Genomic DNA, 23318 nt, shown 5'->3' on the forward strand with positions numbered 1-23318 from the left:
CGCTTCGCACCACCCACCTGAAAGGCAGAACCATGCCCGTCACCGTTCCCGCGGACGCCCTCGAGGCATTCATCCGCGACATCTTCGAGGCCGCCGGCGTCAGCGCCGACGACGCGGCCACCGCCGCGCCGTCGTTCGTCTGGGCGAGCCTGCGCGGTGTCGACTCCCATGGCATCTCGCGCGTACCGCGCTACGTCGAGATGTTCGGCTCGGGCGTCGCGAACCCGCGACCCGCCATCGTCATCGACGACGCCGCCCCGGGCGTCGCCGTCGTCGACGCCGACTTCGCACCCGGCCCGGTGGCCCTCACGCGTGCGGCCGACCTCGCGGTCGAGAAGGCCCGCACGCAGGGCGTCGCCGTCGTGTCGGTGCGCAACACCGTGCACACCGGGGCGATCGGCTACTACGTCAGCCGCATCGCCGACGCCGGCCTCGTCGGCATCGGCATCGCGGCGGGCTCGCCGATGATGTCGTACGAGGGCGCCGTCGGCGCCTCGGTCGCCACCAGCCCGCTGGCGATCGCGGTGCCCGGCACCGGCGACAAGCCCACCGTGCTGCTCGACATGGCGAGCTCGCTCATCGCACTCGGCAAGATCGCGCAGTACAAGCGGGAGGGCAGGCCGCTGCCCGAGGGTTCGGCGACGACCGCCGACGGAACCCCCACGACCGACCCGGAGCTCGCGAAGATCCCGACGCCGCTCGGTGGGCCGAAGGGCTCGGGTCTGTCGCTCATGTTCGAGCTGCTGACCTCGGTGCTGGTCACGGCGCCGATCCTCACGAAGTACCACGCCGGTGAGAAGAAGCACCGTCAAAACGCGACGCTCATCGTGCTCGACCCGGCCGCCTTCGGCTCCGCCGAAGAGTTCGCCGCGAACGTCGACGCGACCATCGACACCATCCACGGCCTTCCGAAGGCCGAGGGTGTCGAGCAGATCCTCGTGCCCGGGGAGCGCAGCGCCGGAACCCTCGAGAAGCGCTCGGCCGCCGGCATCCCGGTCGGCGACAAGCTGTGGGCCGAGCTCGTCGAGACCGCCGCCGGCCTCGGCGTCGCGGTTCCTGAGGCGGCCTGAGCCATGGCGCGCAGGTGGGTGCTGCCGGAGTACGGCGGGATCGACGCCCTCGAGCTCGAGGAGTTCGCGCCGCGCACGCCCGAGGCCGGGGAGGTCGCCATCCGTGTGACCGCCGCGGGGCTGAACCCGTCCGACTTCAAAGGGCTGTCGGGCGGCTGGAACGCCGACCCGTCGCTGCTCCCGCTCGGCGTCGGCCAGGAGGCCGCGGGCGTCGTGACCGCGGTCGCGACCGGCACCGAGATCGCCACCGGTCCGGTGGCCGTGGGTGACCGGGTCGTCGCGTTCAAGATCGCCGGAGCGCTCGCGAGCGACCTCGTGGTCGCTGCATCCGACGTCTTCGCACTTCCGAACGAGGTCGACGACGTCACCGCCTCGGGCCTCCTGCACGTCGGCGTCGTCGCGGCCGAAATGCTGGCACTCTCGGGTGCGCAGCGTGGCGAGACGCTCGTCGTGCACGGGGCATCCGGGTCGGTCGGGGTGCTGGTGACGCAGCTGGCTGTGCAGGACGGCATCCGGGTGATCGGCACGGGCTCCGAGGCGAGCCTCGCGAAGATCACGTCGTTCGGCGCCCAGGCGACCACGTACGGCGAGGGACTCGCCGACCGCGTGCGTGCGCTCGCCCCCGGAGGCGTCGACGCGGCGATCGACGCCGCGGGCACGGACGAGGCGCTCGCCGTCTCGCTCGACCTCGTCGCAGATCCCGCCCGCATCGCGACCCTCGCCCCCGGGCCGAAGGCGCGCGAGGCCGGCGTCGGGATCTCCGCGGGCGCGGCGCCCGCGAGCATCGCATTCCGCATGCCCGCGCGGCGTCGCATCCTCGATCTCGCGGCCGCGGGCGACCTCGTGCTGCCCGTCGCGCGGACGTTCCCGCTCGATGAGGCGCCCGACGCGCTGCGGCTCGTCGCGACGGGGCACTCGGGCGGCAAGGTCGTGCTCACCGCCTGAGGCCCCGCCCACGTTCCGGGCCTGTTGTCAAGAGGTTGGCGGACGCTCGGGCATCAGCCCACCATGGTCTGCATGACCGGACTCGCAGTGATCCTGCTCATCGTCGGAATCGTCCTGTTGCTGCTCGGCGTGTTCATCGAGGCAGCGAAGTTCCTGCTGTGGATCGGCCTCGTCATCATCGTCATCGCGGTGATCGCGTGGCTGATGCGCTTCATCCGCCGTCAGACCTGAGTCCCCCAGCTCGGGTCCTGGGCGCCTGCGCGGGTCATCAAGACCCCAGGCGTCGACCTGGACGCCGGCGCCTTCGTGTCCCCCAGCACACGGGCGCCGGCGTCCCTCGTTTCGGCGCTCGGGCTCGATCGGCCTCAGCGACCACCCATCGCGTCTTCGGCCGTGAGGTGCTCGACCGTCTTCCCGGTGTCGGCGAACGTGCGCGTCACGTAGGCGCCCGGGTAGATCCAGAGGATCCGCATCGGCACCTCTCCGGTGTTCTGATAGCGGTGGAACGTGTCGGCGGGCACATAGGCGGTGTCGTCCTTGACGAGATCGCGGTGGATCAGACCCTCCTCGGGGTCATGCACCTCGACGAAGCCCTGACCCTCGAGGATCAGCACCTGCTCGCCGCAGTTGTGCGAGTGCAGCGGCGCGCCGGCTCCGACGGGGTACACGCTGATGCCCGTCGTCACCTCGTTTGTGGCGCCCGCGGTGTCCTTGGTGATGAGCGGCCAGGTCTTCACGGCCCCGCCGCGGTCGAGCACCTCGATCTCGTCGAAGATCCGGATGGTGGTCATGAGGTGCCTTTCACGTCGTGGGCGGTGGCGAGGGCGTCGGCGGCGGCCGCGAGGGTCGCTTCGTCGGCGAAGACGAGGGCGTCACGGATGCTGCGCCCCGGCGTGTACAGCGCGTTCGAGCTCACCGCGCCGGCGAGGAAGCGATTCGGCCGCGCCGTCAGGGCGCCGAAGAACGCGCGGTGCGCGGTGGGGTCGTCGGCGAGCTCGGCCATCGAGGACTCGAGGGTCACGGGCGGGCGCGGGGGCGCAGCATCCGTCTCGGCGACCGTCCATTCGTGTACGCCCGCGCCGACCTCGAATCGGCGACCGTCGGGCAGCGCGACAAGCGCCGTCGTGTTCGCCGGGATCTCGGCGAACACCCGCAGGCCGCCGTCGATGCGCTCCCACCCCGACTCCGCGGGGCCGTACGGGGTGTCATGCCGGGCACGGGCGTGGCCCAGGCGAGCGAGGGGCTTCGGCGCGATCCGGACCACGCGGTAGCCCGGCTCGGCCGCCGACAGTCCGGCGATCTCGGTGTGCAGCCACGCGGCGACCGAGCCGAGCGCGACGTGGCTGAACGAGATCATCGCGCCGGGGTTGAGCGAGCCGTCGGGGCGCAGGCCGTCCCAGCGTTCCCACACCGTGGTGGCGCCGACGGTCACGGGATAGAGCCACGAGGGCGACTCCGTCTGGAACAGCAGGCGCTCCGCGGCGTCGAGGTGGCCCGTCGCCGTGAGCGCCTGCGCGATGACCGCCGTGCCGACGAGTCCCGTGGCGATGCGGTAGCCGTCACGGCGCACGACGAACGCGAGGCGGTCGCCGACGCGCCGGCGCAGTCGCGGATCGTCGACGAGGTCGAACGCGATCGTGAGCGCGTACGCGGTCTGGGTGTCGCACATCATGCGTCCGGTCGGCGTCACGAACGCGTCGAGGTAGGCGCGGCGCGACACCTCCGCTTCTGTCAGCAGGCGGTCGGCCTCGGCGTGATGCCCGAGCCGCCGCGCGACGTCGGCGGTGAGCCGTGCCGTGCGCACGAGGTAGGCGGTCGCGACGATGTCGGTGTCGGTGCGCCCGCGCGAAGGCGCGTTGGGCGGAGCGTTCGGGTCGAGCCAGTCCGCGAGCTGACGGCCGCTGGTCCAGAGGCCCTCAGCATCGCGGTGCGAGAGCACGAGGTCGATCCAGTCGCGCATGCCCGGGTAGAACTCGGCGAGCACCGAGGTGTCGCCCGAGCTGTCGGCGAGCACATGCGGCACGATCGCGATCGCATCGCCCCACGCCGCGACGGGTCCGCGGTCACTGAACCCGGGCAGCACGTCGGGCGCGAAGAGCGGCACGAGCCCGCCGAGCCGCCGCTGCTCGAGGGCGAGGTCGCGGAGCCACGAGCGCAGGAAGGCGTGGCAGTCGAAGAGGAACTCGGCGGTCGGCGCGAACAGCTGCGTATCGCCGGTCCAGCCGAGGCGCTCGTCGCGCTGCGGGCAGTCCTGCGGCACCGCGAGATAGTTGCCCCGCAGCGTCCACACGACGTTCTCGTGGAACCGGTTCAGCAGGGGATCGGATGCCTCGAACCACCCGGTGCGCCGCAGGTCGCTGCCGAGCACCACGGCCTCGACGGCCCCGTTCACGAACTCGTCCGGGTCGAACTCGCCGGGCCACCCGTCGATGTCGACGTACCGGAACCCGTGGAACGTGAACCGAGGCTCGAACACCTCGGGGCCGTCCCCGGCGAGGGTGAAGGTGTCGGTGGCGGAGGCGAGGCGGAGGGGGCGGAGGGCGAGCTCCGCCCCCTCCCCGAACGCGCCCTCGAGCACCTCCGCGTGGCGCACGGTGACGACCGTGCCCCGGCGGCCGCGCACCCGCAGCCGCAGCCGGCCGACGACGTTCTGCCCGAAGTCGAGCAGGACGCGCCCCGATCCGGTGTGTGAGATCGCGATCGGCAGCATCCGTTCGATCTCCCGGACCGGCGGCGCGATGCGCGGCTCGAGGACGGGCATCGCCTCGTCGACGACGGATGCTGCGGCCCACGCCGCGTCGTCGAAGCCGGGCGCGTCCCATCCGGGGACGACGCGACGGGCGTCGACCTGCTCGCCGGCATAGATGCCGCTCGCCACGATCGGGCCCTGGCCGGACGCCCGCCAGCCGTCGCCGGTGGCGACCGTGCGAACACAGCCGTCCTCGAACTCGATGCGCAGCTGCGCGAGAGCACGCGGCTGGTCGCCGTAGAACCGCTTCGGCGCCGTGAGCACGTGGTACTCCTCGGTGTACCAGCCGCCGGCGAGCGAGAGGCCGAGCGCGTTCTCGCCATCGCGCAGCAGCGCCGTCACGTCGGCCGTCTCGTACACGAGCCGCTCCCGGTAGCTCGTCCAGCCGGGGGTGAGGACGAGGTCGTCGACGGGGGAGCCGTTGAGGGAGGCGTCGACCACGCCGAGCGCCGTCCAGTGCAGCGTCGCGCTGCGCACCGGGCGGTCGACGACGAACGACGTGCGCAGCAGTGCCGGCTGTGCAGGGGTCTCGGGGTCGGCGAGGGCGATCGGCTTCGCGACCCACTCTGGCGCGAACGCGGCCCACAGGGGGAGCGGGGCGCTCCACGGGGTCTCGTGTCCGTCGGTCGATCCCACTCGCAGCTGCACCTCGGTGCGTTCGCCGGCCGACAGCGGGGCGAACGGCCAATCCACGAGCACGCTGTCGCGCCCCTCGCGGCGCACCACCTCGGTGCCGCGACGCAGCTCCGCCCACTCCTGACGCCAGCCGGGCTCGGAGGACGAGACCGTCCACGACAGGCGCGGGGTCGGCGAGGCGACGGCGGCGGAATCGACGCGCAGTTCGGCGGTGAGAGTGGTGACACGGGAGGGCACGCTCTCACGGTAGGTCTGTGCTCGCTTCGCGGGGTGCACGCTTACGTTGCCCGGGGAGCCCTCCCCGCAGCATCCGTCCCCGCCTAGTCTCGCCCCGAGAACACCGCGACAAGCCGAGCCCGGAGGACGACATGCGACTCGACGTGACCCCCATCGACGAGATGACACCGCGCCAGCGGGAGCTCGCCGACCGCATCATCGCGAAGCGCGGAAAGATCGGCGGCCCCTTCAAGGTGTGGCTGCACAGCCCGGAACTGTGCGACCGGGTGGAGGCGCTCGGCGCGTTCGTGCGGTTCGACTGCAGCATGCCCGAGCGCATCCGCGAGTACGCGCTGCTCGTCGCGGCCCGGTACTTCGACGCCCAGTTCTCGTGGAACGCCCACGTCGACAAGGCGATCGCCACCGGCGTGCCCGCCGAGGCGATCGAGGCGCTCGCTACGTGGGGCGAACCCGATTTCGGCGACGATGTCGAGCTGCAGACGTTCCATGACTTCGCGGTCGAGCTGCTCACGACCCATTTCGTGTCTGACGAGACCTACGCCCGCCTGACCGCCGTGTTCACGGATCAGCAGTTGGTCGACGCGATCGGCCTCCTCGGCAACTTCACACTGCTGTCGATGTGCCTCAACACCTTCCAGGTCGACCTGCAGAAGGACCGCGTGCCCCCGTTCCCCGACGTGCGCGGCTACGCGAAGGTCGCCCCCGCAGGCGTCTGACGCGGGACGGATGCCGCGACCCGGCGATCTCGCCGGCGCGGCCTCGCCCGCCCCACCCGCCGTTCGTCCGTCACATGTGTACGCGGAACCGCCGATTTCGCGTACACATGTGACGAACGAACAAAGAAGGAAGAGTCATGACTGGACAGCCCCAGGGCGCCCATCTCGTCGGCAGCGTCAACTACGACGACGCCGAGACCACCATCCGCACCGCCGCCGAGGTGCTCGGCGGTCACCTCAAGCGCATCCCCGACGGCGAGGTGGGGCCCCGGTTCCACTGGATCCTCTTCCAGCCCGATGTGCTCGCCGAGGCCGACGGGATCGAGCGCGTCGGCGATCACCCGATCCCGGTGAAGATGCTGGACGCGCGACCCGTGCGGGTCGCGGACGGCGTCGACCCCGCGACGATCGAGTTCCCCCCACTCGGCTACGCGGCTGCGGCGATCGAGTCGTACGCGCTGTTCCGGCGGCTGCGGGAAGAGGGCGCGGTCCCCGCGGGCGTGCGGTTCCAGGTGTCGCTGCCGACGCCACTGGCCGTCGTCGGCGCGTTCTTCCCCGCCGAGCAGCGTGCCGCGATCGAGCCGGTGTACCGCGCCGCCATGTATCGCGAGCTCGACGAGATCCTCGCTGCGATCCCCCACGACGAACTCGCGATCCAGTGGGACAACGCAGTCGAGTTCCAGCTGATCGAGCAGGTCGAATACCGCGGCAAGCCGGCCGTCGAGCCCTGGTGGGGCGACGACCTGTGGAGCGGGCTGATCGCCCGCTCCGCCGAACAGGCCGATCTCGTGCCGGATGCCGTCGAGGTGGGGTTCCATCTCTGCTACGGCGACGTCGCCGAGAAGCACTTCGTCGAGCCGGCCGATGCCGCCAACCTCGTGCGGTTCGCGAACGGGCTGTTCGAGGCATCCGGTCGCCCGATCACGTGGCTGCACCTGCCGGTGCCCATCGAGCGCGACGACGAGGCGTACTACGCACCGCTCGCCGGCCTCGCTCTGCCGGATGGCACCGAGCTGTACCTCGGGCTGATCCACCGCGAAGACGGCGCCGCGGGCGCGGCCGGCCGCATCGAGACGGCGCTGCGCTACGCACCGGTGTTCGGCGTCGCGACCGAGTGCGGCATCGGTCGCGCTCCGGCCGGAACGACCGAGGGGATCCTCACGACCCACGCCGAGGTCGCCACCGCCTGGTGACATCCGCACACGATGAAGCCGGCGCCCCTCGCGGGGCGCCGGCTTCTCGTTCGTGCGGGCGCCGTCAGTCGGTCTCGGGTGCGCCGCAGTAGTCGCAGTCGCTGTCGTCGCAGTACCAGTCGGCCGTGCGGTTCATGGCGAGCTCCCTTCAGCTGGTCGCGTGTCGCCGGGCGCCCGGGCGGGGTCGCCTCTCGGGTGCTCGACGTCCGGCGATCGGGTGGTCACCTCGTCGTGTGCGCCCGCGAGTGGCGGGCTCGCACCATCGTCCCACCGGCGACCGCGCACGGTCTGCACGCGAATGATGCAGGAGTGGACACCCTGTCGGGACTTCCCGCGATTACAGGCGACTGTTAGAGTTTCAGTCATCTGTAACAAGGGAGTACGGACGATGACGATCGTGGCACCGAAGACGCCGAACCTCGCACTGAAGCTGCCGACCGATGAAGGCATCCTGCTCGTCGAGGGCGAGGATCGCCCCGGCCTCGTTCGCGCGATCTCGTCGGCGCTGTCCGAGAACGGCGCCAACATCGTCTCGCTCGACCAGTACACCGACGACCCCGAGGGCGGGCACTTCTTCCAGCGCACCGTCTTCCACGTCGACGACTTCGCTGCCGTGCGGCCCGCGATCGAGGCCTCCCTCGAGGCGGCGCTCGGAGGTGGGCTCGACGTCACGTGGACGCTCGCGGATCGCTCGGCCCCCAAGCGCGTCGCGATCCTTGCGTCGACCTCCGACCACTGCCTGCTCGACCTGCTGTGGCGTCAGCGCCGCGGCGAGATCCCGATGACGGTGCCGATGGTGATCTCGAACCACACCGTCGTGGCCGATGACGTGCGGTCGTTCGGCATCCCGTTCGTCCACGTGCCGTCGCAGGGGCCCGACAAGTCGGCGGCCGAGGAGCGCATCCTCGAGCTGCTCGTCGGCAACGTCGACGTGGTGGTGCTCGCGCGCTACATGCAGATCCTCTCGGAGGATTTCCTCGAGCGGATCGGCGTGCCCGTCATCAACATCCACCACTCGTTCCTGCCGGCCTTCATCGGGGCCGCGCCGTACCGCAAGGCGAAGGAGCGCGGCGTCAAGCTCATCGGCGCGACCGCCCACTACGTCACCGGCGACCTCGACGAGGGCCCGATCATCGAGCAGGACGTCGTGCGCGTCACGCACGCCGACTCGGCCGCCGACCTGCAGCGCCGGGGCGCCGACGTCGAGCGCGCCGTGCTCGCCCGCGCCGTCGCGTGGCACTGCCAGGACCGCGTCATCCGCAACGGCCGCGAGACCGTCGTCTTCCAGCCCTGACCATTTCACCCCCGAAAGGCGATTCGAAGATGAAGACAGCCATGAGCACCACGCTCCTCACCGACTTCTCGCTCGAGATGACCGGGAAGGATGTCGACGACCTGCGGGCCGCGGCATCCGTGATCCCTGCCGGTACGCGCATCAACGTGACATTCCTCGGCAACGAGGACCTGCCCATGCGGCTCGCCGCGGCGAAAGCCGTGCTCGAGGGCGGATTCACGCCCGTGCCGCACATCTCGGCGCGGCGGCTGCACGGCCAGGCCGAGCTCGAGGAGTACCTCGGTGCGCTCCGCGACGCGGGCGCCAGTGGGAGCATCTTCGCCGTCGGCGGCGACCCCGCGACGCCGGAGGGACCGTACGCCGACTCGGAGTCGGTGATTCGCACCGGCTTGCCCCCTCAGTACGGCGTGCGGCACGTGAGCATCGCCGGTTACCCCGAGGGACACCCCGACATCCCCGACGACGTGCTGTGGTCGGCGCTGCGCGGCAAGGCCGCGGCGCTCAAGGAGCAGGGGCTCGAGGGCACGATCATCACGCAGTTCGCGTTCGACGAGGAGCCCGTGCTCGCCTGGATCGAGCGCGTGCGCGCCGAGGGCATCGATCTGCCGATCCGCATCGGCGTGCCCGGTCCGGCGGGGGTCAAGCGCCTCATCGGCTTCGCGCGCCGATTCGGCATCGGAGCGAACGCGATGATCGTCAAGAAGTACGGGTTCTCGCTCACCAACCTCATCGGCACGGCCGGACCCGACAAGCTCATCGGCGCGCTCGCCGCCGGCTACGACCCCGCACGCCACGGCCGCGTGCACCTGCACTTCTACACGTTCGGAGGCCTCACGGCCACGAGCGAGTGGATCCGCGACTTCCGCGCGCAATGACGCGCCGACCCCAGGAGAAGACCATGAACGCACCCGCCACCACCCCCACCCTTCAGGACGCGATCGACGAGGCCGGATCCCCGATCCAGCTGCTCTGGAAGCCCGGCGCGCCCGCGTGGACCGTCCCCGTCGTCGAGCCGGAGTTCTCAGGCTGGGGTGCCGAGCAGGCGGCGTGGCGCCAGAACGTCGCCCTGTTCGATCTGTCGTTCCACATGTTCGACACGTTCCTCGAGGGCCCCGACACCGTCCGCCTCCTCAGCGACGTCAGCGCCAACAACTACGCGAGCTTCGCGGTCGGCCAGGCCAAGCAGTTCGTACCGGTCTCGTACGACGGCAACATCGTCGTCGACGGCATCCTGCTGCGCACCGGCGAAGAGGCGTTCACGCTCACCGGCGTGCCCGCCGCGCAGAACTGGGTGAAGTACCACGCCGAAAAGGGCGGCTACGACGTCGCGTACTCGACCGACCCCGACTCGTCGGTGCGCAAGGACCGCGACCCGAAGCTGTTCCGCTTCCAGGTGCAGGGCCCCCTCGCGGCGTACGCCGTCGAGCGCGCGTTCGGGGGACCGCTGCCCGAGGTGAAGTTCTTCCACTCCGTCGAGGTGTCGCTCCGCGGCATCCCGGTGCGTGCGCTGCGCCACGGCATGGCGGGGCAGGCCGGCTACGAGTTCATCGGCGACTTCGCCCACTACGGCGCCGTGCGCGAGGCCCTGCTCGAGGGCGGGGAGCCCTTCGGCATCCAGCCCGTTGGCGGCAAGGCGTACTTCACGAACGGCGTCGAGAGCGGCTGGATCCCCACGCCGACCCCGGCGATCTACACCGACCCCCGCCTCGAGGACTACCGTCGATGGCTGCCGAAGTTCTCGTACGAGGGCATGAAGCCGCTCGGCGGCAGCTTCTACTCCGACCGCATCGAGGACTACTACATCTCGCCGTGGGAACTGGGCTACGGCCGCTCGATCTCGTTCAACCACGACTTCATCGGCCGCGACGCCCTCTTCGCCGCCAAGGACGAGGTGCGGCGCACGAAGGTCACGCTCGAGTTCGACCGCGGCGACGTCGGGCGCGTGCTCGGCGCAGCGGGCTCGGACTATCTCAACTCGTACGGACGCTTCCGCATCGAGCGGGAGGGGCAGCTCCAGGGCATGACGTTCTGGACCTCGCACATCGCCCCCGTCGGGACGATCCTGTCGCTGGCGCTCGTCGACCACGCGGTCGCGGAGCCCGGCACCGAGGTCGAGGTCGTCTGGGGGCAGTACCCGGGCCACGGTGAGGCTAGCGACGCCGACCTCGGCCTCCCGCGCATCCGCGCCACGGTGCAGAGTTCGCCGTACAACGAGTTCGCCCGCACGACCTACCGCGCGAACGTCGCGGTCTGACACAGCGGATGAGGACGGATGCTGCGGGCCGCGGCATCCGTCCACAACACGAGGGTGGGGCGATGAGCCAGCGAAGTCACGCGCACATCCGCGATTTCCACGACGACGACCTCGAGGGGATCGTGCGGCTGTGGGAGCTCTCGCACGACCGCGGCGAGACGCCGGTGTACTCCCTGGCCGAGGTCATCGCGTCGTGCCAGGCCGACCATGCCGTCGTCGCGGTGTCGGGGGATCGGATCCTCGGGGCCGCGGTCGGCCGCGCAGCCCACGCGCAGGGGTGGATCGTGTTCTTCCGCATCGACGACGACCGGACCCCCGCTCTCGACGCGGAGCGGATCGGGGCGGCGCTGCTCGACCGCCTCGAGCGGCGGATGGCGCCCCTCGGCCTCGGGAAGCTGTCGGTGATCGTGTCGGACGCGGCGCAGGGCGTGCCGCACCTCACCGGCAACGGCTTCGAGGTGCGCCATCACCTCCGCTACTTCGAGCGCCCGCTGCCGGTGCAGCGGCGCGAGCTCGACCTGCTCAAGGAGGTCGGCGGCCGCATCCTGCCGCGCCGGCTCTGGCACAACGTCGCGGGGATGGCACGCGAGAAGCTGCTGCTCGAGGAACGCCTCGTCACACCGCTCGCGCACCCCGAGCTCGCGGCGCGGTACGGCGTGCTGCCGCCGCGCGCGGTCATGCTCTTCGGGCCGCCGGGCACCGGGAAGACGACGTTCGCGAAGGCCGTCGCCTCGCGCCTGGGCTGGCCCTTCGTCGAGGTGTTCCCCTCCCGGCTCGCGGACTCGCCCGCGGGACTGCCGGCGGCGCTGCGCCAGACGTTCGAGGTGATCGCCGAGCTCGAGCACGCGGTCGTGTTCATCGACGAGGTGGAGGAGATCGCCTCACGGCGGCGCGGCGACCCGCCCTCGCCCACGCAGGGCGTGACGAACGAGCTGCTGAAGCTGCTCTCGGAGTTCCGGGAGCTCGAGGGGCGCCTCCTGATCTGCGCCACGAACTTCGTGCGTGCGCTCGACGCGGCGTTCCTGCGCCACGGCCGTTTCGACTACGTGCTTCCGATCGGACTGCCGGATGCCGACGCCCGGCGCGCGATCTGGATCCGCTACGTGCCTGCCGGCGTGGTGGACGGGATCGACCTCGACGCCCTCGTCGACGCGAGCGAGGGACTCACGCCCGCCGACATCGAGTACGCGGTGCGTCGCGCCGCGCAGGACGCCCTCGCCGGCGCGCTGCAGGGCGCTCCGGTCGCGACGACGACGGGAGCGATCGTGCTCCCTGACGTCGACGAGTCGCCGGTGCAGCTCGAGACCCGCCACTACCAGCGCGCGCTCCGCTCGACCCGCGCGACGGTGTCGAAGAGCGCCGTGCGCGACTTCCTCGAAGACATCGACGCGCTTGCCCGCCTGTGAACGCCCCCACCCCACCGATCGGAGAGACATGACCGCCATCGTCTTGGACGGCGTCGCGACCGCCGCCGCCGTCAAGGAAGAGCTCACGCAACGTGTGCGCGTCCTGCGCGACCGGGGCATCGTGCCGGGCCTCGGGACGCTGCTCGTCGGCGACGACCCCGGATCGCGGTCGTATGTCACCGGCAAGCACCGCGACTGCGCCGAGGTCGGTGTGGAGTCCATCGCCGTCGAGCTGCCCGCGACGGCGAGCCAGGCCGAGATCGCACAGGCGGTGCGGGACCTGAACGCCGATCCGGCCGTCACCGGGTTCATCGTGCAGTTGCCGCTCCCCGCAGGCATCGATGAGAACGCGATCATCGCGCTCATCGATCCCGCCAAGGACGCCGACGGCCTTCACCCCGCCAACCTCGGACGCCTCGTGCTCGACGTCGACGCGTCGGACGACACCGTGCCGCTGCCGTGCACGCCCGTCGGAATCGTCGAGCTGCTCACGCGCAACGGCGTCGCGACCGCAGGCAAGCATGTCACCGTGATCGGCCGCGGCATCACCGTCGGGCGGCCGCTCGGGCTGCTGCTGTCGCGCCGGGGGATCGACGCGACGGTGACGCTGACGCACTCGCGCACGCCCGACATCGCCGACCAGGTGCGTCGCGCCGACATCGTCGTCGCGGCCCTCGGGGTGCCGCACTTCGTGCGGCCGGAGTGGGTGCGCCCCGGCGCCGCTGTGCTCGACGTGGGAGTCACGCGAGTGGGCACGACGGCGTCCGGCAAGGCGAAGCTCGCCGGCGACGTCGACCCGGAGGTCGCCGCGGTCGCGGGGTGGATGTCGCCGAATCCGGGCGGCGTCGGCCCGATGACGCGGGCCATGCTCGTCGCGAACGTCGTCGCGGCCGCCGAACGGAGTGTGGCGCCCGAGTCGCGCGAGCTGGTCGACGCCGGCTGGAGTGCCGGGCACGCCTGACGCGTGAGGCCGGCGGATGAGGGATGCTGCGGGCCGCAGCATCCGTCTCCCCATCCGTGGTCGAGGATCAGCGCACCGGCCACATGGTGCCGGTGGGCACCTCCTCGTCGAAGGTCGACGTGATGAGGTGCAGTGCGGCCGACAGTGCCGCCTGGTCGATGTCGCCGAGAGCCGCCTCGACCTCGCGGTTCACTGCGGCGACGCGCTGGCGACCCTCGTCGGCGACCTTGAGGCCCTCGGGCGTGACCTCGTACCAGATGACGCGGCGGTGGATCGGGTGCGGGACGCGCCGCACCCACTCCTCGGCTTCGAGGCGGTTGAGCGCCGTCGTCGTGCTCTGCGGCGTGAGGCGGAACAGGCGGGCGAGGTCGGACGCCGACATGTGACCGAGCTCGTCGAGGTGCACCATGATGCCGAGCTGGGTGACGGTGAGACCGAGATCGTCGATCGCCTCGACCACGCGGCGATGCAGGGCCTGATTCGCCCGCCACAGCCGGTAGGGGATGCCGCCCAGCCACTCCGATGGCCGCTCCGGCTCGTTCAGCACCATGTCGCCTCCTCGCGTTACCGGTTCACATTATCAGGAATTCCAATCATTGAAGAGGGATGACATGTTTACAGATGACTGATACGGTCGGGTCAGGCCCGCATCGAGGCGGGTCGTGGAAGGAACCGAAGGATGCCCACTCTCGAAGACGAGATCCAGAAGGCCGGCGGGCCGCTCCAGCTTCTGCGCAGCGGACGCTCCGGCGCGTACGTCTTTCCGGTCAAGCCGGAGTTCACCAACTGGCGCGACGAGCAGGAGTCGTGGCGCTCGACGGCCGCTCTCATGGACCTGTCGCTGCACATGCCCGACCTCATCGTCGAAGGACCGGACGTGTTCCGCCTGCTCGAGCACCTCGGCGCGAACAGCTTCCGGAACTTCGGCCCCATGAAGGCGAAGCAGCTCATCGCGGTCGGTCACGACGGCAACATGGTCGGCGACGCGATCCTGTTCTGCCTCGGCGAGCAGCTCGTGCGCATCGTCGGCCGCCCGCCGGCACTCAACTGGGTGCAGTTCCACGCCGAGACCGGCGACTGGAACGTGACCGTCCGCAAGGACGAGCGCTTCGTGCTCAACCCCAACCGCGAGTACTACCGCCTGCAGCTGCAGGGACCGACTGCCGGCGAGATCTTCGAGAAGGTCAACGGCGGACCCATGCCCGAGATCAAGTTCTTCCACATGGGCAAGTTCAGGATCGGGAAGTACGAGACCACCGCGCTGAACCACCGCATGTCGGGGTTCCCCGGGCTCGAGTTCTTCGGGCCGTACGAAGAGCTCCAGGGCGTCCGTGAGACGCTCCTCGAGGCCGGCGCCGAGTTCGGCATCACCCAGATCGGCGGCCGGGCCTACGCGTCGGTCGCCACCGAGTCCGGCTGGATCGCCAACACGCTGCCCGCCGTGTACTCGCAGCCCGAGATGAAGCCGTTCCGCGAGTGGCAGAACGCGCGCTCGTTCGAGGGCACGCTCGCCATCGCCGGCAGCTTCGTGTCGGAGCGCATCGAGGACTACTACGTGACGCCGTGGGACCTCGGCTACACGCACATCGCGAAGTTCGACCACGACTTCATCGGCCGCGAGGCGCTCGAGGCGCGCATCGACGAGCCGCACCGCCGCAAGGCGTGGGTGGAGTGGAACAGGGACGACGTCGCGCGCATCTTCGCGAGCATGTACAACGAGGGAGCCGACCGCTTCAAGTACCTCGAGATGCCGTTCGCGACCTACACCGCGACGCAGTTCGACCGCGTCGACAAGGACGGTGCGCACGTCGGCAACATGAACCTGACGACCTACTCGTCGAACACCCGCAGCTGGATCTCACTCGGCTCGCTCGACGACGAGGCGCAGGTCGGCGACCAGGTCGAGCTCACGTGGGGCGAGCCCGCCGGCAGCGTCGACAGCCCGTTCTACGAGCGCCACACGCAGACCACGGTGCGCGCCACCGTGATCGCGCGGCCGTTCTCCGAGACCACCGAAGGCTCGGGCAATCGGCAGGCGGCTGCCGTCGGCGTCGCCTGACGCCCACGCAGAGCGGAGCGGATGCCGGTGCACTCGGCATCCGTTCCGCTTGACGCATTCGGCCGCGAACCCCGGGTTTGCGCGACCGGGTGCGCCAGGTGAGTCGATTCTTCCCGTGCGACGTCGCCCGCAGCCCAGTCAGACGGGCGCATTCGATCGCGCAGCGAGGGTTGCGCGGTGGATTGCGCGCGGTGGGTGGTGTGGCCTGAGGGACGGATGCTGCGGCCCCTGGATTCTGGTTCGCTCGGCGCAACTGGTCGCGAGCTGGGAACCGAGCGACGGGTTGCGCCGGGCGTGCCGAACCGCACGGGGTGGATGACACGCTTCTCCCCACTGGGGTACCCGACCAGGTTCTCCACTGATGCGGTCCCGGAGCGGTTCTCGGGGCGACACGTCCGCGAGCGTGGGGGGATGACACGCCGACGACGAACCCCGCGCCCACTCCCGGAGTCGCTCGGCGACGTCTTTGCAGTTCGCGAAGCCCTGCTGGCTGGTGTCACGGAGCGGAGGCTGCGCCACGACGGCCTCGCGCAGCCGTTCCACGGCGCGAGGATGCGCGCCGGTGCCGAGCCGGCCAAGCCCACGAGCGGCGCTGCCGATGAGAGCCCGATTACGGTCGAGGCGCGGCGCCGTCGTGGACAGATGGTGCGCCGTGCCCGTGCGTTCTGGTGCGTCGCCGGAGAAGGTTCGTTCTTCAGCCACGTGACCGCGGCCGTGCTGTGGAACCTGCCGCTGCCGATTCGTCTCCTGCGTCCGCGGGCGGCGAACCCCGACGCCGAGATCGATCCCGGGGCGCCCGCGGACATCGACGTCGCCGTGCTGGCGCCGATCCGAGCCTCGCGGGCGGCGGGCGTTCGTGGGCGACAACTGGCGCCGGCATCCACCACGGTCGTCGTCCGTGACGCGTTGCGGGTGACCGATCCCGCCACGACCTGGGCGCTGCTCGGCGAGGAGCTCAGCGTCGACGAACTCGTGCAACTCGGTGACGCGATCGTCCACATTCCGCGGCAGCGCGGGATGAAGCGCGGGACTCGTGGCCTCGCGACGGTTGACGAGCTGACGGCGGCGCTCGCCGCCGGCCGACGTCGCGGTGCCGCAAAGTTGCGGGCCGCGCTGCCTCTGATCCGGGTGGGCAGCGCGTCGACCGCCGAGACGGACCTGCGTCTCGCTCTCGAGCGCGCCGAACTCCCCGATGCGGAGCTCGACTTCGACCTGATCGGCGAGGACGGCAAGCCCTTCGGGTGCACCGAGATCGCCTATCCGCGATGGCGGGTCCTGGTCGAGTACGAGGGCGATCACCACCGCCTCGATCGAGCGCAATGGAACCGCGACATCGAGAAGCACGCGAAGTGCGCGGCTCTCGGCTGGACGGTGATCCGGCTCACCGCCGCGCACCTGTACCCCCGCCGCGAGGGCGCCGTCATCCAGGTGCGTGGCGCGCTGCTGAGGTTCGGCTGGCGCCCCTGACCTCGCCGCGAGCCTGCGCCCCGGCGCTCGGATCGGCCGGACGCGACCCGGTTGGCGCAATCTGCCGTCTGCAGTGAGGGAGGCGACGGATCGCGCCCACCGAACATGGGCGGAGGGGGTGGGGTCTAGAGCCGGGAAACGTCGACGCGGCGGTTGTCGGGCTTGAACGGCAGTGCGGCGACGATCGCGCGGATCTCGCGCTGTGGCGTGCCCGGACGACCCCACACCACGGCGACCTCGGTGCCCGGCGCGCTGTGCTCCCGTGCGATCGTCACGAGCGAGATCATCTGCCGGAGTGTCGGACTCACGGTGCGGCCCGTTGCGACGCCCACGACCGCGCCGTCCTTCCGCACCGTGTCGAACGCGGGCCCCGCGACGCGCGGCAGCTCCATCGGCTCGGGCAGCGGCCCGTCATCCAGGAAGGCGGTGAGGACGGATGCCACGTCCCCGGCGTTCCAGACGAGCCCGGCGAGCACCCGCGCGGGCTCGCCCGCGGCCAGGTCAGCCAGGAGCGCGTCCTTGCCGAGGAAGTCGTGCGTGAAGTCGCCCCGCACCTGCCAGCCGAGCTCGACCGGCTTGCGGAAGTAATCCGTGAACCCTCCGGTGGGCACGAAGCTTCCCTCGATCCCGCCTTGCGTGAACTGCCAGGCCGCGCCGGGAGTGATGGCCGCGGCGGGGAAGTAGTCCAGGCCGTTCGTCGCGATGCCGGACTCGATGTGCTGCACCGGCTGCGCGCGGAGGCCCAGCTGCCTGAGGTCCGCGTCGGCGCCGGCGTCGCGGATCACCCGCCACACGTCGTCGGCAGCATCCGCCGGGCCGTGCACCTCGTAGCCGAGCTCGCCCGAGATGCCCGTCCGCAGCACCCGCACCTCCGTCCCGCCGAGGCGGGCGGGACGGCTCCGGTTGAAGCGCAGGTCGCGCAGCGACTCGTCCAGCACGCGCTCCAGCACGTGGATCGAGCGCGGACCCTGCACGCCGAAGATGAAGAGGTCCGGGCTGATGTCTGCGGCGGCGGCATCCCAGTCCCCCTGACTCAACTGCCAGAGGAGCCAGTCGCCCGAGCCGGCCGTGTACAGGAACTCGTCGTCGGCGAGCCGGAGCAGGATGCCCTCGGAGGCGACCCACCCGTGCTCGTCGAGCTGCACGTGATGCTTGACCTGCCCGAGCTCGAACCGCGACAGGTCGTTCATGCCGAGCCACCCGAGGAACGACAGCGCCTCGGGCCCTCGCACGCGGACCTTCGCGAGCGAGGACCAGTCGCCGAGATAGACCGACTGGACGTGTGCGGCGGCTTCCTCCGTCCACTGGGTGTACTCGCTGGGCAGGTACAGCGGCCCGAAGCGCTTGACCGTCGTACGGCCGTTGCCCTCGTCCTGCGCCGCAGCGGCAGGGCTGAAGATCGCGGGCCGGTCGCGGTCGAAGGCGCCCCGCGGGTCGGCCTTGAGCCGGTCGTACCTCTCGCGTTGGTCGGCTGTGGACTGCGGCATCCGTCAGTCCTTCCGGTAGGTGGTGCGTGCGTACTCGTTGTACGGCGCGGGCTGCACGGTGGCGCGGATGCGCGGGAAGCCGAGGTCCGCGTCGGCGTCGGTTCCGTGGCCGGGATGGTCGCCCCACACGACCTCGACCTGCGTGCCCGGCGCGGCGTGCGCCGCGTCGACGAGCGACAGTGCGAGCACGCGTCCGAGCGGCGCGATGCGGGCTGCCTGGAAGGTCGTCCCCACCAGCTCGTCGTCGGCCTCGATGCGCTGGCGGCCGTAGTTGTTGAGGTACGCGTCGTCCGCGCCGAGCGCACGCACGTCGTCGGCATCGAGCTCGAGCGTGACCTTCGTGCGGTGGACCTGGTCCTTCGCCGCCTGCAGGGCGTCGCGGCCGATGAAGTCGTGGCTGAACGAGATCGACCGGCCGTATCCCAGCTCCCACGGCGACGTGTAGTAATCCTCGATGCGGTCGGAGTAGAACGAGCCGTAGAGCGGGTTCTGACCCTCGTAGGTGAACAGGCCCAGGCGCTGACGGTAGTCGGCCAGTGACGGATCCGTATAGATCGCCGGGGTCGGTGTCGGGATCCAGCCGCTCTCGATGCCGTTCGTCGCGTACGAGAGCGCCCCCACGAGCGAGATGCCGAACTCCTCGCCCGCGGCGGTGAGCGCCTCCTTGACGGCGTCGTGGTCGGCGTAGTCGCCGATGAACTCGTAGCCCGCCTGGCCCGCCATGCCGTGGCGCAGGGCCCGGAACGAGCGGCCGGCGAGGGTGACGGGCGTCGAGTGGAAGAACTTCGTCTCGGGCAGCGGTCCGCCGAATGCCTTGTGCACGACATCGAGGGCACGCGGCCCCTGCACCTGCATGCGGAACAGCCGCGGCTGCTCGCCGAAGCGGAACTCCATCGATCCGTCGGTCGAGTACTCGATGTCGTAGCCGCCGGCGACCGCGTGCGAGGTCACCCAGTTCTGCGCGGCGGGGACGCCGCTGAGCACGAACGACTCCTCGCCGTCGCGCAGCAGGATGCCGTCAGTGATGATGTTGCCGTCCGCGGCCACAGGCACGAACTGCTTGGCCTGTCCGATCTCGAAGTTCTCGACGTTGTTCGCGCTGACCTCGCCGAGGAGCCTCCGCGCGTCGGGGCCGCGAAGGAACGTGTCGGACATGTGGAACGACAGATCCGACAGCGTCACGTCCGTGCGCCACGCGGTCTGCTCCACGCCCCATCCCGCGTACTCGTCGTCGACGACCGGCGGCTTCCACGGGTCCGAGCCCGGCTTCCAGAGCAGGCGGATCGCTGATCCCGCCTCGTCGATGCCCTGCTGCAGGCTCACGAACTCCCATGCCATGTGCGGCTCCTTTGCCTCGGGATGCGAATCGGATGTCGCGGGATCCCAGTTGTATGCAGAAGTGTAAGTCAACTGAAATAGCATGCCAAGAGGGTCCTGCCGTGCAGTCTTCGCGTGCACGAAGCGCCCCGCCTCACCCGCGAGACTGGAAGCGACCCGCCGCCGAAGCCGAGGAGCCGCGATGACGCCGCCCACACCTGCCCCCCGCCCCGACGTGATCGTGATCCTCGTCGACGACCTGGGATTCTCCGACCTTGCGTCGTACGGCGGCGAGATCCCGACGCCGAATCTCGACCGGCTCGCCGAGCGCGGCGTGCGCCTCAGCAGCTTCTACACGACCCCGCGCTGCAGCCCGACCAGAGCCGCACTGCTCACCGGCCGGCCGTCGCACGAGGTGGGGATCGGCGTGCTCACGCGACCCGTCGGCTACCGCGGCTCGCTGGACCCTGAGGTTCCGACGCTCGCGACGATGCTGTCGGAGGCGGGCTATGCGACGGCGCTGGCGGGCAAGTGGCATCTGTCGTCGCAGGTGAGCGAGGCCGACGACACCTGGCCCACCCGGCGCGGGTTCGACCGCTTCTACGGGATCATCGGCGGCGGCACGAGCTACTTCGCCCCGAAGGCGTTCTTCCGCGGCGAGCAGAGCGCCGAAGACGACGCGCTCCGCCCCGACTTCTATCTCACGCACGCGCTGGCAGACGAGGCCGTCGACTTCGTGCGCGAGCAGGTCGCGGCGGATAGCCGCTACTTCCTCTACCTCGCGCTCACCGCCCCGCACTGGCCGCTGCAGGCGCCGGCGGACGACATCCAGGAGCGATCCGGCGACTACGACGACGGCTGGGACGCGCTGCGCGAACGACGCCGCGCCCGCCAGGCTGAGCTCGGGCTCTTCCCGGAGTCGTTCGAGCCCGCACCCCGCGATGATGCCGAGCCCGCCTGGCCCGACGCCGGCGACCCGGCGTGGCAGGCGCGGCGCATGGAGGTCTACGCGGCGCAGGTGGTGGTGATGGACCGGTCGATCGGAAGGCTGCTCGACGAGCTCGACCGGGCCGGGCGCTTCGACGACACCCTGCTGCTGTTCCTCAGCGACAACGGCGCGGAGGCCATGGAGATCCCGCTCGGCAGACGCTTCGCGCCGCATGTGACCCCCGACCACACCCGCGACGGCGACCCGGTCTCGATCGGCAACGATCCGTCGATCGTGCCCGGCGCCGAGGACACCTACGCCAGCTACGGCCGCGCGTGGGCGAACCTCTCCAACACCCCGTTCCGGCTCTACAAGTCGTGGGTGCACGAGGGCGGGATCGCCGCCCCGATGATCGCGAGCTGGCCCGCCGGCGGAATCGGCGGTGGCGGCATCCGCCACGAACCGGCGCATGTGACCGACCTGCTCCCGACGATCGCGGCCGCCGTCGGCGCTCCGCTGCCCGACCGCGTCACCGGCGCCAGCCTGGTCGGGCTCCTGCAGGGCGAGCGGATGCCGCAGCGCGACCTCTGCTGGGAGCACATCGGCAACGCGGCCATCCGCCGCGGCCGCCACAAGCTCGTGCGCGAGTACGGCGGCGAATGGGAACTGTACGATCTGGATGTCGACCGCGCGGAGCTGCGCGATCTCGCCGCCGACCATCCCGAACTGGTGGCGGAGCTCGCGCGCGCATGGCAGGAGTGGGCAGGCCGACACGGTGTGATCCCGTTCCCCGAACTTGTCGCGATCTACGAGGCGCAGGGGCTGCCGGCATGGCAGGCGACGTCGTGATCGAGAGGGGCCGCGAACCCGGTCCGCGCACCCCGCAGATCGTGCACGGTTAGCTTGCCGGTTGGGGTCTGGGTCCGCTCCCGGACGCGTAGGTACCGTGGCAGGACCCGAGCACCAAGGCGGGTGTTCTAGCCCAGATCCGAGCGCGCAGAAGCGCTCGACAGCGACGCGAGGAGGCGTCCCACATGGCACTTGAGAAGCGATGGATGAAGGTGGTGGTCCCGCTGGTGGTCGTCGGCGCGATGCTCGCCGGCTGCTCCGGCGGAGGCGGCGAAGCCGCCCCGACCAGTAGCGCGACGTCGGGCCCGCCCAGCGAGCCGACCGGCACGCTGCGCATCAACTGGGGCTCCGCGCCCAGCACCTGGGCGCCGGGCGCGCGCATCGAGCCCGGGTACTACTACGTGCCCTACGAGTCCCTCGTGCTGCTCGGCGAGAACAACGAGATCCTCCCCAACCTCGCCACCGAGTGGGTCGAGGAGCCCATGGCGCTCACCCTGAAGCTGCGCGACGACGTCACCTTCCACGACGGCACGCCGTTCAACGCCGAGGCCGTCAAGGCCAACCTCGAGTACGTGCGCGACAACCCGGGCGCCTACTCCGGCCCCCTGCAGGCGGTCGCGTCGATCGACATCGTGGACGAGTACACGGCCAAGATCAACTTCAAGTTCCCGGCTCCCACGTTCCTCACGATGCTCACGCGGAACAACGTCCTCATCGCCAGCCCGACCGCGATCGCGGACGGCACGATCCTCAAGGAGCCCGTCGGCACGGGGCCCTGGAAGTACGACGCGGCGAACTCCGTCGATGGCAACAAGTACGCCTTCACGCTCAACGAGGACTACTGGGGCGACCCGGTGTACTTCGAGAACGTCGAGCTTTACGCGATCGCCGACGACACCTCGGCCGTCGCCGCCCTGCTCGGCGACGAGCTGGATGTCACCGACATCGAGAACGACCAGTTCGCACGCCTGGAGGGCGTCGAGAACATCGACTGGTACGACTACAACGCCGTGCGCAACAACGTGGTCTTCTTTGACCGCGCCCCAGGCGGGGTGTTCGGCGACGTCGACGTGCGCAAGGCGATCTGCTCGACCCTCGACACCGAGGCATACCAGCAGTTCGACCCGATGACGCTCGAGGTGCCGCAGCAGCACTTCCTCGAGGGCGAGGTCGGCTACAACCCCGACATCGTCGGCTACCCCGCCGATCTCGACAAGGCGGAGGAGCTGCTCGGCGGTGCGAGCGTCGAGGCCACCTTCCCGGCCGCGCCGTTCCTCAAGGGGCAGATCGAGTTCTACGCCGACCAGATGAACCAGCTCGACGGCGTCAACGTGACGGTGCAGGACCTGGCCGTCCCCGACTTCCAGTCGACCTGGAACACCGGCAAGTACGCGCTCGGCATCGGCCAGAACCCCGAGATCACGCCGTTCGACTGGTACTCCAGTTGGTTCGCGTCGACGGCTCGTCAGAACCCGTCGAAGTACGAGAGCCCTGAGCTGAAGGCCGCCGCCGACGCGGCCAAGGCCGCGGGCTCGACCGAAGAGGCCGCCGGCCTCTGGGAAGAGGTCATGAAGATCATCATCGACGACGAGGCGCTCGCGTGCGGCTTCGCCGTCGGCGGTCAGCGCATCGGCTGGAACACCGACACCGTCGCCGGCGTCCAGGAGTCCAGCCAGCCGTACATGATCAACCTCATCGACTACCGCAGCGTCTACCCGGTGGTCTCGGAGTAAGTCCATCCGGCCGCTGG

19 protein-coding genes are annotated in these 23318 nt (G+C 70.5%); 14 read left to right on the forward strand and 5 right to left on the reverse strand.

Annotated features, from left to right (window positions below):
- The first annotated feature begins 32 nt into the window (after window positions 1–32).
- The 3 genes from ACFVSU_RS12210 to ACFVSU_RS12220 all read left to right on the forward strand — a co-directional run bounded on the left by ACFVSU_RS12210 (window position 33) and on the right by ACFVSU_RS12220 (window position 2246).
- Window positions 33–1070 (forward strand): Ldh family oxidoreductase, encoded by a 1038-nt coding sequence (locus tag ACFVSU_RS12210; protein WP_387142863.1) that lies wholly within the window; start codon window positions 33–35, stop codon window positions 1068–1070.
- Between the two features lie 3 nt (window positions 1071–1073).
- The gene (locus tag ACFVSU_RS12215) at window positions 1074–2015 is read left to right on the forward strand and encodes an NADP-dependent oxidoreductase (RefSeq protein ID WP_387142865.1); all 942 of its coding nucleotides are present in this window, start codon (window positions 1074–1076) and stop codon (window positions 2013–2015) included.
- Window positions 2016–2087: 72 nt separating this feature from the next.
- The gene (locus ACFVSU_RS12220) at window positions 2088–2246 is read left to right on the forward strand and encodes a hypothetical protein (RefSeq protein ID WP_169583593.1); all 159 of its coding nucleotides are present in this window, start codon (window positions 2088–2090) and stop codon (window positions 2244–2246) included.
- Between the two features lie 134 nt (window positions 2247–2380).
- On the opposite strand, the gene ACFVSU_RS12225 is transcribed toward ACFVSU_RS12220, so the two are convergent.
- Window positions 2381–2806 (reverse strand): cupin domain-containing protein, encoded by a 426-nt coding sequence (locus tag ACFVSU_RS12225; RefSeq protein WP_387142869.1) that lies wholly within the window; start codon window positions 2804–2806, stop codon window positions 2381–2383.
- Entirely contained in the window at window positions 2803–5637 is a 2835-nt protein-coding gene (locus ACFVSU_RS12230) for a family 78 glycoside hydrolase catalytic domain (RefSeq protein WP_387142872.1), read from the reverse strand. The genes ACFVSU_RS12225 and ACFVSU_RS12230 overlap by 4 nt, the downstream gene beginning before the upstream one ends.
- A gap of 131 nt (window positions 5638–5768) precedes the next feature.
- On the opposite strand from ACFVSU_RS12230, the gene ACFVSU_RS12235 reads away from it, so the two are divergent.
- The 7 genes from ACFVSU_RS12235 (at window position 5769) to ACFVSU_RS12265 (ending at window position 13461) form a co-directional block, all read left to right on the forward strand.
- Window positions 5769–6353, forward strand: coding sequence for a carboxymuconolactone decarboxylase family protein (locus ACFVSU_RS12235; protein WP_387142875.1), 585 nt, complete (start codon window positions 5769–5771; stop codon window positions 6351–6353).
- A 137-nt stretch (window positions 6354–6490) separates the two neighbouring features.
- Window positions 6491–7546 carry a hypothetical protein gene (locus ACFVSU_RS12240; protein ID WP_387142878.1) on the forward strand — a complete coding sequence of 352 codons (1056 nt, stop codon included), beginning with the start codon at window positions 6491–6493 and terminating at the stop codon, window positions 7544–7546.
- A gap of 388 nt (window positions 7547–7934) precedes the next feature.
- Window positions 7935–8840, forward strand: coding sequence for a formyltetrahydrofolate deformylase (gene purU, locus ACFVSU_RS12245; RefSeq protein WP_387142881.1), 906 nt, complete (start codon window positions 7935–7937; stop codon window positions 8838–8840).
- Between the two features lie 41 nt (window positions 8841–8881).
- The gene (locus ACFVSU_RS12250) at window positions 8882–9715 is read left to right on the forward strand and encodes a methylenetetrahydrofolate reductase (protein WP_387142884.1); all 834 of its coding nucleotides are present in this window, start codon (window positions 8882–8884) and stop codon (window positions 9713–9715) included.
- A 23-nt stretch (window positions 9716–9738) separates the two neighbouring features.
- Window positions 9739–11094 carry an aminomethyl transferase family protein gene (locus ACFVSU_RS12255; RefSeq protein ID WP_387142887.1) on the forward strand — a complete coding sequence of 452 codons (1356 nt, stop codon included), beginning with the start codon at window positions 9739–9741 and terminating at the stop codon, window positions 11092–11094.
- Between the two features lie 62 nt (window positions 11095–11156).
- Window positions 11157–12500, forward strand: a complete 1344-nt coding sequence (locus ACFVSU_RS12260; RefSeq protein ID WP_387142889.1) for an ATP-binding protein — start codon at window positions 11157–11159, stop codon at window positions 12498–12500.
- A 28-nt stretch (window positions 12501–12528) separates the two neighbouring features.
- Window positions 12529–13461, forward strand: coding sequence for a bifunctional methylenetetrahydrofolate dehydrogenase/methenyltetrahydrofolate cyclohydrolase (locus ACFVSU_RS12265; RefSeq protein ID WP_387142892.1), 933 nt, complete (start codon window positions 12529–12531; stop codon window positions 13459–13461).
- 67 nt (window positions 13462–13528) lie between these two features.
- Here ACFVSU_RS12265 and ACFVSU_RS12270 read toward each other — a convergent pair whose 3' ends face one another.
- Window positions 13529–14011 carry a MarR family winged helix-turn-helix transcriptional regulator gene (locus ACFVSU_RS12270; protein WP_387142895.1) on the reverse strand — a complete coding sequence of 161 codons (483 nt, stop codon included), beginning with the start codon at window positions 14009–14011 and terminating at the stop codon, window positions 13529–13531.
- 129 nt (window positions 14012–14140) lie between these two features.
- Here ACFVSU_RS12270 and ACFVSU_RS12275 point away from each other — a divergent pair, with 129 nt between their 5' ends.
- Together ACFVSU_RS12275 and ACFVSU_RS12280 are read left to right on the forward strand one after the other, a co-directional pair.
- Window positions 14141–15520, forward strand: a complete 1380-nt coding sequence (locus ACFVSU_RS12275) for an aminomethyl transferase family protein (RefSeq protein ID WP_387142898.1) — start codon at window positions 14141–14143, stop codon at window positions 15518–15520.
- Between the two features lie 411 nt (window positions 15521–15931).
- Window positions 15932–16987, forward strand: coding sequence for a hypothetical protein (locus ACFVSU_RS12280; RefSeq protein WP_387142901.1), 1056 nt, complete (start codon window positions 15932–15934; stop codon window positions 16985–16987).
- A 125-nt stretch (window positions 16988–17112) separates the two neighbouring features.
- Here ACFVSU_RS12280 and ACFVSU_RS12285 read toward each other — a convergent pair whose 3' ends face one another.
- The gene (locus ACFVSU_RS12285) at window positions 17113–18474 is read right to left on the reverse strand and encodes a hypothetical protein (protein ID WP_387142903.1); all 1362 of its coding nucleotides are present in this window, start codon (window positions 18472–18474) and stop codon (window positions 17113–17115) included.
- 3 nt (window positions 18475–18477) lie between these two features.
- Window positions 18478–19812 (reverse strand): aminomethyl transferase family protein, encoded by a 1335-nt coding sequence (locus ACFVSU_RS12290; protein ID WP_387142906.1) that lies wholly within the window; start codon window positions 19810–19812, stop codon window positions 18478–18480.
- 181 nt (window positions 19813–19993) lie between these two features.
- Here ACFVSU_RS12290 and ACFVSU_RS12295 point away from each other — a divergent pair, with 181 nt between their 5' ends.
- A complete protein-coding gene (locus ACFVSU_RS12295) occupies window positions 19994–21568 on the forward strand; it encodes an arylsulfatase (protein WP_387142909.1) in 1575 nt (524 codons plus the stop codon).
- 185 nt (window positions 21569–21753) lie between these two features.
- A complete protein-coding gene (locus ACFVSU_RS12300) occupies window positions 21754–23301 on the forward strand; it encodes an ABC transporter substrate-binding protein (RefSeq protein ID WP_387142911.1) in 1548 nt (515 codons plus the stop codon).
- Window positions 23302–23318: the final 17 nt, after the last annotated feature.

This window comes from Microbacterium sp. NPDC058062 (assembly GCF_042885375.1).
GTDB classification, from domain to species: domain Bacteria; phylum Actinomycetota; class Actinomycetes; order Actinomycetales; family Microbacteriaceae; genus Microbacterium; species Microbacterium trichothecenolyticum_C.